General features: G+C 43.6%; 11 protein-coding genes. All 11 read left to right on the top strand.

Translation table 11 applies throughout. The features are described 5' to 3' along the window. A complete protein-coding gene (locus PHG87_02930; GenBank protein MDD5477146.1) occupies positions 1-1,278 on the top strand; it encodes a CCA tRNA nucleotidyltransferase in 1,278 nt (425 codons plus the stop codon). Between the two features lie 57 nt (positions 1,279-1,335). After that, positions 1,336-1,716 carry a 30S ribosome-binding factor RbfA gene (rbfA, locus tag PHG87_02925; GenBank protein ID MDD5477145.1) on the top strand — a complete coding sequence of 127 codons (381 nt, stop codon included), beginning with the start codon at positions 1,336-1,338 and terminating at the stop codon, positions 1,714-1,716. Then, complete coding sequence (locus PHG87_02920; protein MDD5477144.1) at positions 1,713-2,684, top strand: bifunctional oligoribonuclease/PAP phosphatase NrnA; 972 nt, start codon at positions 1,713-1,715, stop codon at positions 2,682-2,684. The genes rbfA and PHG87_02920 overlap by 4 nt, the downstream gene beginning before the upstream one ends. 7 nt (positions 2,685-2,691) lie before the next feature. Then, entirely contained in the window at positions 2,692-3,615 is a 924-nt protein-coding gene (gene ribF, locus PHG87_02915; protein ID MDD5477143.1) for a riboflavin biosynthesis protein RibF, read from the top strand. Positions 3,616-3,755: 140 nt separating this feature from the next. After that, complete coding sequence (gene mraZ / locus PHG87_02910) at positions 3,756-4,193, top strand: division/cell wall cluster transcriptional repressor MraZ (protein ID MDD5477142.1); 438 nt, start codon at positions 3,756-3,758, stop codon at positions 4,191-4,193. Beyond that, positions 4,194-5,096 (top strand): 16S rRNA (cytosine(1402)-N(4))-methyltransferase RsmH, encoded by a 903-nt coding sequence (gene rsmH, locus PHG87_02905; protein ID MDD5477141.1) that lies wholly within the window; start codon positions 4,194-4,196, stop codon positions 5,094-5,096. 6 nt (positions 5,097-5,102) lie between these two features. Beyond that, positions 5,103-5,471, top strand: a complete 369-nt coding sequence (locus PHG87_02900; protein MDD5477140.1) for a hypothetical protein — start codon at positions 5,103-5,105, stop codon at positions 5,469-5,471. 24 nt (positions 5,472-5,495) lie between these two features. Further along, entirely contained in the window at positions 5,496-7,193 is a 1,698-nt protein-coding gene (locus tag PHG87_02895) for a penicillin-binding transpeptidase domain-containing protein (GenBank protein ID MDD5477139.1), read from the top strand. Next, positions 7,190-8,605: a UDP-N-acetylmuramoyl-L-alanyl-D-glutamate--2,6-diaminopimelate ligase gene (locus PHG87_02890; GenBank protein MDD5477138.1), complete on the top strand. Its 1,416-nt coding sequence runs from the start codon at positions 7,190-7,192 to the stop codon at positions 8,603-8,605. The genes PHG87_02895 and PHG87_02890 overlap by 4 nt, the downstream gene beginning before the upstream one ends. Then, positions 8,584-9,945 (top strand): UDP-N-acetylmuramoyl-tripeptide--D-alanyl-D-alanine ligase, encoded by a 1,362-nt coding sequence (locus tag PHG87_02885; GenBank protein ID MDD5477137.1) that lies wholly within the window; start codon positions 8,584-8,586, stop codon positions 9,943-9,945. The genes PHG87_02890 and PHG87_02885 overlap by 22 nt, the downstream gene beginning before the upstream one ends. Continuing rightward, entirely contained in the window at positions 9,945-11,033 is a 1,089-nt protein-coding gene (gene mraY / locus PHG87_02880; protein ID MDD5477136.1) for a phospho-N-acetylmuramoyl-pentapeptide-transferase, read from the top strand. Before PHG87_02885 ends, mraY begins: the two co-directional genes overlap by 1 nt. Positions 11,034-11,036: the final 3 nt, after the last annotated feature.

Genomic DNA, 11,036 nt, shown 5'->3' with positions numbered 1-11,036 from the left:
ATGAAAAGTTATTTAGAAAAATTACCGCCAGAATTAAAAAAGATTATTGATCTTGCCGCGGAGGTTTCCCAAGAAACCGCAATGCCGGCTTATCTGGTTGGCGGGTTTTTACGGGATTTAATTTTGGGGGTGGCCAATTTTGACATAGATATTACTGTCGAAGGCAGCGGCATCATTTTTGCCCAGAAGCTGGCTAAAAAATTAAAATCAGGGATAAGGATCCATGAGCGGTTTGGGACCGCTACGTTAACCTTGGATAATTGCCTGAAAGTTGACATTGCTACTACGCGTAAAGAAAAATACCCCTCTTGCGCCTGCCTTCCGGTGGTAAGTTCAGGATCTTTAAAAGAAGATCTTATGCGCCGGGATTTTACCATTAATGCCATGGCGGTAAGCATTGCGCAGGATAATGAACAAAAATTGATTGATCCTTTTGGAGGAAAAGAGGATTTAAAATCCGGAAGGATACGTATTTTGCATGATTTAAGTTTTAAAGATGATCCGACGCGCATATTAAGGGCGATCCGTTTTGAGCAGCGCTTTGATTTTAAGATTGAACCTAAGACCTTGGCGTTGCTTAAGGAGGCAATCGGGGCCGGCCTGTTAAGTAAGGCCCACGCGCACAGGACGCGCGATGACTTGATCTTAATGCTTAAAGAAAGGGATCCGCTAAAGCAGATCAAGAGGCTGGGCGATTTAGGCGGTTTATCTTTTCTCAGCGATAAATTGAAGTTTGGAAAATCCACGCAGGATTTGTTTAAAGCGATAGATAAAGAGATCTGTTGGTTTATGAAAAACTATTCCGCGCGCAGACAGCTTGACACTTGGTTGGTTTATTTTACGGCACTTTTAAAACCCCTTAGTTTGGCTCAGCTCAAGTTGGTCACTTGCAAGCTGGGATTACGCAAAGGCGAAGAAAAGCGGATCATTAGTTATTGCCGGGATACCCATAAACTTGTTCCTTCTTTGAGCAAGAAAGGAATCCGGCCAGCCCATATTTTTTCTTTGCTTGAGCCATTAAGTTACGAAGAGATTGTTTTGCTGCGGGCAGCGGGATGCCAAAACAAATATCTTAAGGAATATATTACGGATTTTCTTGAGATTTATAATGGGATGCGGCTTTATGTCTCTGGCCGTGATCTGCATGGCTTGGGCATTTTACCCGGCCCAAGGTATCAAAAGATCTTTGCGCAGGTATTAGCGGCTAAACTTAACGGCCAGGTAAAAACCCGTCGCCAGGAATTAGCCCTGATTAAAAGACTAATAAAAATTTACTGACGTTTTGTATCCATTAATAACAGAAACGTCAGTAACATTAGAAACGGAGTTGAACAAATGCCCAGACGTGAAAGAGTTGAGGAAGCGATAAAAAAAGAGGTAAGCACGATTATTCATGATGAGCTTAAAGACCCTAGAATTGGTTTTGTCACCGTAATCCGGGTGGAGTTGTCCAAGGATTTGAGAAACGCTGAAATTTTTTACAGCGTTTTAGGTAAAGAAGACGCGCATAAAAAGACTAAGCTTGCTTTAGATTCTGCCTTAGGTTATATTCGCAGCCTGGTCGCCCAGAGGATCAACATGCGTTTTGCCACCGAACTTATGTTTAAAGAAGACCGCTCTAGCGAATATAGCGTGCGGATCGAAGAAATACTGAATGAGATAAAGGCGCCGCCCGCTAAAGGAACGGACGCTAAGCTCAAGGGAGAGGCGCAATGAGCCTGAATGATGTTTGCGCAAACATAAAAAAATATAATAATTTTTTGATTACTGTCCACACCAGCCCTGAAGGCGATGCCTTGGGCAGTGAACTTGGATTTTATAACCTGGTCAAGAAACTGGGCAAGAGCGGGATAATCATCAATGAAGATAAATTGCCCTACGGCTATGATTTTCTGCCGGGTAATAAACTTATACGCCTATTGAATAAGAGCTCTAAGAACGTTGATTTTGATTGTTTTGCGGTTTTAGACTGCGCGGATTTAAAACGCACCGGCGATGTTTATAAATTAAATAAAGATAAGAAACCGGTTTTAAATATCGATCACCACATCAGCAACCGTAATTTTGGCGACCTAAACTGGGTTGACCCAAAAGCTTCTTCATGTTCAGAGATGGTTTATAAAATGTATAAAAAATTACACTTGCCTATGGATAAGGATACGGCCGTGGCTTTGTATACCGGAATAATGACCGATACCGGTTCATTTCGCTACTCAAATACTTCCAGCCATACGTTTAAGGCGGCTTCCGAGCTTTTGAAATTCGGAATAGATGTTGCCCAGGTTTATCGGGCTACCTACGAGAATATTCCGCCTGCTGATGTAAAATTGCTGCTCAAACTTCTTCCAAAAATAGAATTCTATTGCCAGGGCAGGGTCGTCGCATTTCAGATTCGAAAAGAACTGTTTAAGGCAGGAAAGCCTTGCGTGGATTTAGCGGATCTGGCTTTGAGTTTTGGCCGGGCAATCAAGGGGGTAGAGGTGGTAGCATTGTTTAAAGAAAATCTCGGAGAAAATAATGAGGTGCGCGTCAACTTAAGAAGCCAGGGCAAGGTCGATGTAAATGAGATCGCCGCGTTTTTTGAAGGCGGAGGGCATAAGAGCGCTGCCGGATGCACTTTAACCGGCGATATTAAAAAAATCGTGAAAAAAGTTATCGCCAGAATCCGGCAATCCTTAAAATAATTTTTCAATGATCGTAATCCACGGAATAAATAAAATTAAAAAGTACGCGGGGGCGGTGGCGGCTTTAGGTGTTTTCGACGGGGTGCATCGGGGCCATCGTAATATTTTACAAGCGGCGGTAAGGATAGCCCGCCAGGCCAAAGGGACAAGCATCGCCCTGACTTTTTTCCCGCATCCGCAGAAAGAGCCCAGCCTTTATTCCCTGGAACACCGCCTAAGGTTGATTGCCGAAATGGGTATTGATGTGTGTATAGTGGTAGATTTTAGCAATCGTTTCGCCAAGCTAACCGCCGATGATTTCATCGTTAAAATACTGGTTGAAAAGATCGGTGCCAGGTTTGTCTGCGTGGGGAAGAATTTCCGTTTTGGCAATAAAGCCAGCGGCGATTATAGATTGCTTGCGCAGGCGGCAAGAAAATATAATTTTAAGCTTAAAGTTTTTAACGTCCTGAAATCAAAAGGCACGGCAATCAGCAGCACGGTGATAAGGAAATTAATCAGGAGCTCCAAGATCAAGGACGCCGAAGAGCTGCTTGGTCGCCGGGTAAGTATTTTAGGCTCGGTAATTAAAGGCAGCCGGCTTGCCCGGGTTTTAGGGTTTCCTACCGCCAATATCAACCCGCACCATGAAGTCATTCCTTCAGCCGGTATTTACGCGGTTGAGATCATATTTTCCGCCAAGCGCTATAACGGCATCTGTTATATCGGCAGAAGGCCGACGCTTGATTCTGAAAATAAATCTATCCACGTCGAGGTGCACATATTTGATTTCCATAAAAATATTTATGGCCGGACACTCGAAATTCAATTTGTTAAATTAATACGCTTAGATAAAAAATTCGCTTCTTTGGGAGAATTATTGTCGCAAATCCAAAAAGATATAATTTCCTGCCGCAAGGTCCTGCGGCAGCTGCACAGAAAACCACAATAGCTGGGTATTAGGCTCGTTTTATCCCCAATTGATTGTATTTACTGAATTTAGGAAAATTTTTTCTTGACAAAAGGGAAGATTTTGTCTATACTTTAGTCATCTAGTGGATAAAAGTGGAGTAAAGTGGAAGGGAAGAAAAAATGTTCTACGGTGAATTTGAGCATTCTATAGACCGTAAAGGCCGTCTGATATTGCCTGCCAAATTCCGCGAAGTTGCTAAAAATCAATTCGTGGAAAAATTTTTTATTACCCGCGGTTTGGATAAATGCCTTTTTATGTTTGCCGAGGAGGAATGGCGTTCCCAGGAAAATAAATTTAAAACCATGTCTTTTACCAAACAGCAGTCCCGTATTTTTAACCGGCTGCTTTTTAGCGGAGCTGTTGAGATAGTTTCCGATAAGCAGGGCAGGATCTTGGTCCCCCAATATTTGAAAGATTTCGCCGGGATTAAGAGGGACGTGATGATTGTTGGGGTTTCTAACCGCATTGAGATTTGGGCAAAAGATTCCTGGCGTGATTTTTACGCCAACAGCCGCCAGTCTTTTGAAGAGATCGCCGAGAAATTGATGGATGTCTAAATGTTAGAAGCGCCTTTGCATATACCAGTAATGCTGGCTGAAGTTATAGAATATTTGAAACTTGCGCCCGGGCAAACGATTGTTGACGCAACTATGGGAACCGGCGGGCACAGTTTAGAGATACTAAAAAGGATTACTCCCGGAGGCAGGTTGATCGGTATCGACCGCGATGAAGATTCGTTGCAAATTTGCCGGCAGAGGCTGAGTGAATTTAAAGATAGTTGTGAATTTGTGCACGCTAATTTTTCGGATTTAGACCAGGTTTTAAGAAAGCTGGGCATAGATGGTATTGACGGGATTATTTTTGATTTGGGAATTTCTACTTACCAGCTAAAGGATACCCAGAGAGGGTTTAGTTTTCAGGAGGAGGGGCCGCTAGATATGCGTTTAGATAAAAGCAGCTATATATCGGCGTATGATTTGGTAAATAACCTTAATGAAAACGAGATTTCCCATATGCTCTGGAGTTTCGGCCAGGAGCGCTGGCATAACCGTATTGCCCATCTGTTGGTTGAGGAGCGTAGGGTAACGCCAATTGCTACGACCAGGCAATTAGCGGATCTGGTGGTGCGGGCTATTCCGCACAGGTACCGCAGGAGTTATTACCGTATACATCCGGCTACCCGTACTTTTCAGGCAGTGAGAATCGCGGTAAACCGGGAATTAGAAATTTTAGAAAGCGCGATCAAGAAAGCCGTTGCAATTTTAAGAAAGCAGGCTAGAATATGCGTAATTTCTTTTCATTCTTTAGAAGATCGCGTAATTAAACATACATTCCGCGCGCTCAAGGCCGACGGAATAATCGATATTATTACAGCTAAACCCCTGACCCCCACAGCTAGCGAGATAGAAAAAAACCCTTCTAGCCGCAGCTCTAAATTCAGGGTAGCCCAGAGGATCTAGGACAAAATGAAGCTGACCAAATTTTTATCTACGGTAGTGTTTATCACTTCTTTCTCCGTGCTTTATGTTTACCAGCAAAGCGAGATCTTTCGCCTGGCTTATTTGGGCCAGAAAAAACAGGTTGTCTTCACAGAATTGCTGGATAAAAACACCGCCTTAAGATATAATATTAACAAGAATTCTTCTTTGGTAAATATCGGTAATCGTATAAACCAGACTCGGGATTTTCAGATGCCGGATAATTACCGTTTTGTTAAGTTTATTTCTTCCAAGCAGGGTCTTGCGCTTGCGGACCAGAATCAAAACCGGGAAGGCCTGTTGGCGCGGATCTTTAGCTTAAAGCGGGAAGCTCAAGCAAAAACAATTAACCCTTAATATTTATTACTCCTAAAGGATATAGTGTATATCAGTAATTATCGCCGAAGAAACGAGGCGGTATTTTTAGTCTTTTTTATTTTTCTCCTGCTTTGCGTAGGCCGTCTTTTTTTTATCCAGTTTTTCCGTTCAAATTACCTTACCGCCATAGCCAATAAACAGCATAATCAACTTGTGGAACTTGAGCCGCGGCGCGGGGCGATCTATGATTGCAATCTTAAGATGCAGGCATTCAATATGTCCATGGATTCCCTGTACGCGGTGCCTAATGCGATTAAAAATAAAGAGATTGTGATTAATCAGTTGCTGCCTATACTTGGAACAGAGCGGGCTTACCTGCAGGAAAGATTGGACCGCAAAAAGGCATTTATTTGGATTGCGCGAAAATTAACTCCGGAAAAATCCGAAGCAATCAAGAAATTAAATATGAAGGGTTTAGGGTTTGTCAAGGAGACCAAGCGGATTTATCCTAACAGTTATCTGGCCAGCCACATAATTGGTTTTAGCGGAATGGATAATGTCGGCCTGGAGGGCGTAGAAAGGGATTTTAACCGGTACCTGGCAGGGACCAGCGGCTGGGCGATTTTTTTACGCGACGCGCATTTGAAAAAATTAGACATTTGGGAAAAGATGATCTTGCCTGTCGATGGCCTGGATTTGGTTTTGACTATTGATGAGGTTGTTCAATATATCGCGGAAAGAGAGTTGGATAAGGCTTTTAAGAGTTTTCACGCAAAAGGGGCCAGCATCATCGTTATGGATCCTCATACGGGCAGGATCCTGGCGATGGCCAGTCGCCCCAATTATGATTTAAACAGCCATTCCGGAGTCAGTAAAGATTCGATCCGCAACCGGGCTATTTGCGATTTGTTTGAGCCCGGATCGGTTTTTAAAATTGTCACTGCTTCGGCTGCCCTTGAAGAGAAAAAGGTTACTGAAGAGGACACTTTTTTTTGCGAGAATGGATCTTATAAGGTAGCCGGGCGCATATTGCATGATCATATGCCGCATGGCTTGCTTACTTTCAGGCAGGTAATCGAGGAGTCAAGTAACATTGGTACGGTAAAAGTCGCCCAAATTTTGGGCCCGGATACAATTTACCGGTATTTAAAGGCTTTTGGTTTTGGGTCAAAATTAGGAATTGAACTATCGGGAGAGATCTCCGGAATGATCAAGCCGGTGCGCCAGTGGTCAAAGACATCGATGACCGCCATACCTATCGGCCAGGAGGTTGGGGTGACTGCTTTGCAATTGGCCAGTGCAATATCAGTAATTGCCAATGGCGGACAACTGATGAAGCCTTATATCATTGATTCGGTGCGCGATAGCCAGGGCCAGATAATTAAACAGAATAAACCCACATTAATCCGCAAGGTAATTTCAATTGACACTGCCTTGCGCATAAAGAAGATTCTTACCGGAGTAGTCGAGGAGGGCACAGGTAGGCTGGCCAAGGTTTCCGGATTCAGCGCCGCGGGAAAGACCGGGACCGCCCAGAAGCTTGAAGCAAACGGATCCTATTCGCACAATAAATTTGTCGCTTCCTTTATCGGTTTTTCTCCCGCTGAAGATCCATTGTTGGCTATTGTGGTAACGGTTGATGAACCGCATCCGGTTTATTTTGGCGGGGTAGTCGCTGCTCCGGTGTTCCAAAAGGTCGCTGGTGACGCGATACGTTATCTAAAGGGAAATGAAATGCCCACTCAAGGCCTGGCACAATGAAAATCTCCGGTATCAAAATCAAAGGCATTACTTCTAACTCCAAACAGGTAAAGAAAGGTTTTGTTTTTGTAGCCATCAAGGGAAATCGCCAGGATGGAAACTGTTTTATAAATGAAGCAATTACCCGGGGCGCCAGTGTCGTGGTGATGCAGAAAAATACGCCGAAAATAAAAATTCCTGGAAAGGTTAAATTAATTACGGTAAATGATTGCCGTAAATTTTTAGCTAAAGCGGCAAACAGGTTTTACGGGTTTCCTTCAGCCAAGCTTAAGGTCGTTGGTGTCACCGGCACTAACGGCAAAACAACTATCGCATATTTAATCGAAGCTCTGGCTGGAGAATCCGGATACGCTTGCGGAGTAATCGGCACGATTGATTACCATTTTAAAGGTAGAGTGATTGAATCTAAAAATACCACTCCGGGCTGCGTAGAATTACAAAGTTTGCTTGCCAAGATGCATGCCGGAGGAGTTAAATATTGCGCGATGGAGGTTTCATCTCACGCCTTGGATCAGGAGAGGGCAGCGGGAATTCGCTTTAACTGCGCTATTTTTACCAATCTTACCCAAGACCATCTGGATTATCATAAGAATTTAGAAAATTATTTTCTGGCAAAAGCGAAACTTTTTCGTTCTCTGCCCTCATCCGGGACGGCAATAATCAATAACGACGACAGGTATGGCCGTCGGATTAAGCGTTTGACCGGCGCTAAGATTTTGACCTATGGCATAAAAACGCCCTCGGCGGTTATGGCCAAAGATATTGATTTTGGCATGGATGGGGCTAAATTTACTTTGGTTGCGCCAAAAATAAACCTCCGGATCAAAACCCACCTTGTCGGCCGGCACAATATTTATAATCTACTGGCAGCTATTGCCTGGGGGATAAGTGCAAAACTAAGCATCAAGGATATCCAATCCGCCATCGAAAAATTCAGGAATGTTTGCGGCAGGCTGGAGAAGGTTGCCTGTAAAAGAGGGTTCACTATTTTTGTAGATTATGCGCATACCCCGGATGCGCTATTCAATGTTATCAGTGCTTTAAGGCCGTTGGTTAAGGGCAAGATTATTACGGTCTTTGGCTGCGGAGGAGAGCGCGATAAGCTTAAGCGCCCGAAAATGGGTAAGGTGGTTACCGAGCTGGCAGACTACGCGATTATTACCAGCGATAACCCCCGTTCCGAGGATCCGCTGCGGATAATCAAAGATGTTTGCGCAGGTATTGATAAAAATAATTACTGCCGCAAGCCCGAGCGTTTTGAAGCCATCCGCGCGGGTTTATCTCTGGTTAAAAAAGATGATTGTTTGCTGCTTGCCGGTAAAGGCCATGAAAATTATCAGATATTAAAAGATGGAGCCGTACATTTTAACGATAAAGAGGTGGTCCGGAAGTGTTTAAAGTCAATGAAATAATTAAAGCCACAGGCGGTAAACTTATCCAGGGGAAGCTAAGGGATAAGTTTGAGGTTGTTTCCACCGATTCAAGGAGATTAAAGCCGGGGGAGGCGTTTTTGGCTTTAAAGGGAAATAATTTTGACGGCCATGATTTTATTGCCGAGGTTTTAAAGTCAGGTGTCCGCTGTTTAATTGTCGAAAGAATGCCTGAATGCCTGATTCCTGGAAGGATAGCAGTGATTAAGGTAAAAGATACGACTTTAGCCTTGGGGGATATAGCAAGATTCCAGAGGCAAAAATTTAAACTGCCGGTCATTGCCGTCACCGGTTCAAACGGCAAGACCACCACCAAGGAGATGATTGCCTGGGTTTTATCAGACAATGCCCGGGTATTGAAAAATGAGGGGACCAAGAATAATCAGATCGGCCTTCCCCAGACATTAATTCAACTTTGCGAAAAAGATAATTTCGCGGTAGTGGAGATAGGCACTAATCATTTCGGAGAGGTCAATTACCTGGCCAAGATCGCCCGCCCCAACATTGGGGTAATTACCAATATCGGATTAAGCCACCTTGAGTTTTTAAAAGATTTAAACGGGGTTTTAAAAGAGAAATCAACCCTGCTGGACAATTTAGCCAAGCCTTCCCTTGCCGTTCTTTGCGCCGACGATAAATTACTCAAACGCATAATCATACGCAGGAATAGAGGGGCGCATGTTTTTACTTACGGTATTAATGAGCAGAGCGATTTTTGCGCTTCCGCGATCAAATTCCGTAACGGTAAATTAGAATTTAAAGTCAACTCTAAATTTGTTTTTGCATTATCCACCTTAGGCCATTATAATATCTATAATGCGCTAGGTGCGATTTCCGTGAGCAGGATATTGGGCTTAAGTTATCCGGAAATCGCCGCAAGGCTGGCTGCTTTTAAATTTCCCAAAGGCAGGCTTAATCTTATTAAATTTAAGGGGCTTACTTTTATCGATGATACCTATAATTCCAATCCCCTTTCTTTAGAAGCGGCGCTTGCGGCTTTGGCTGCCGCAAAGTGTAAAGGTAAAAAGATCTTAATTATGGGGGATATGCTGGAGTTAGGCAGGCAAAAAGAATTATTGCATCGGCAAATCGCCAGGAGTATAACTAATACCTGCGATGTATTAGTGGCAGTAGGCAGCTTAGCCCGGCTCACTGCCCAGGCAGCCGCAGAGGGCGGTTTTAAGCGCAAAGACATATTTTATTGCCCCGGCGCTGCGCAGGCCGGGGATTTATTGTTTGATAAAATATCTCCGGGTGCTTCCGATATAATTCTGGTAAAGGGATCCCGGTCGATGAAAATGGAAGAGGTTTTTAAAGTCTAATGCTTTATCATCTGTTTTACCCTCTTAGGGATTTAATTTTTGCTTTCAATGTATTCCGCTACATTACCTTCCGCGCGGTTATGGCTGCTTTGACTGCTTTTATCCTGAGCCTGATTTTTGGCCCGCCGTTAATCAAAAAATTAAAGACACTTAAAGTCGGAGAGAAAATCAATAAAGCGGATAGTTTAAAGCTGGATGATTTGCACCGGAATAAGCAGGGTACTCCGACTATGGGCGGGATCCTTATACTCGGGACAGTGGTAGTTTCAACCCTGCTTTGGTCCGATATTAGCCATCCCTGTATTTGGATTGTTTTATTCAGCACTGTTTGGCTGGGCTTAACCGGATTTATAGATGATTATTTTAAGCAGGTAAAAAATAAGGCCAGGGGCTTGTCTCCCAGCGTAAAACTTGCCAGCCAAGTTGTCCTGGGTTTGATCTTGGGGATAATCCTGATTATGGATACTGGGCATAATCCCAGGCTGGATATTCCTTTTCTAAAAGGGGGCGGTTTTGATTTAGATGGTTTTTATGTTTTATTTGTGATTTTGGTGATTACCGGCTCATCGAACGCCGTAAATCTTACCGATGGCTTAGATGGATTGGCTATCGGTATCATGGTGATGGTGGGTGTTGCCTTTAGCGTGTTAAGTTATGTTTCCGGCAACCTTAATTTAAGCAATTACCTTTTGATCCCTTATATTAAAGGCGCGGGGGAACTGACTATTTTCTGCGCCAGCATTGTGGGAGCGGGCTTAGGTTTTCTTTGGTTCAACTGTTATCCTGCCTCGATCTTTATGGGGGATGTCGGATCACTGGCCTTAGGAGGAGCTATCGGGACAGTGGCATTATTGATTAAAAAAGAGATGCTGCTGATTATTGTCGGAGGCATATTTGTTTTGGAGGCGCTCTCGGTTATATTGCAAGTGGGCTCTTATAAGCTGACCAAAAAGCGTATTTTTAAAATCGCCCCGCTGCACCATCATTTTCAGTTTTTGGATTTGCCTGAGAATAAAGTGATTGTTAGGTTTTGGATCATTGCCGGTTTACTTGCCCTCTTTACCTTGGTTACGTTAAAAATCAGATAACCT

Source organism: Candidatus Omnitrophota bacterium (genome assembly GCA_028716245.1).
GTDB lineage: Bacteria > Omnitrophota > Gorgyraeia > Gygaellales > Profunditerraquicolaceae > UBA6249.
Note: the sequence above shows the minus strand (reverse complement) of the source record. Positions and strands in the feature narration are given on the sequence as shown.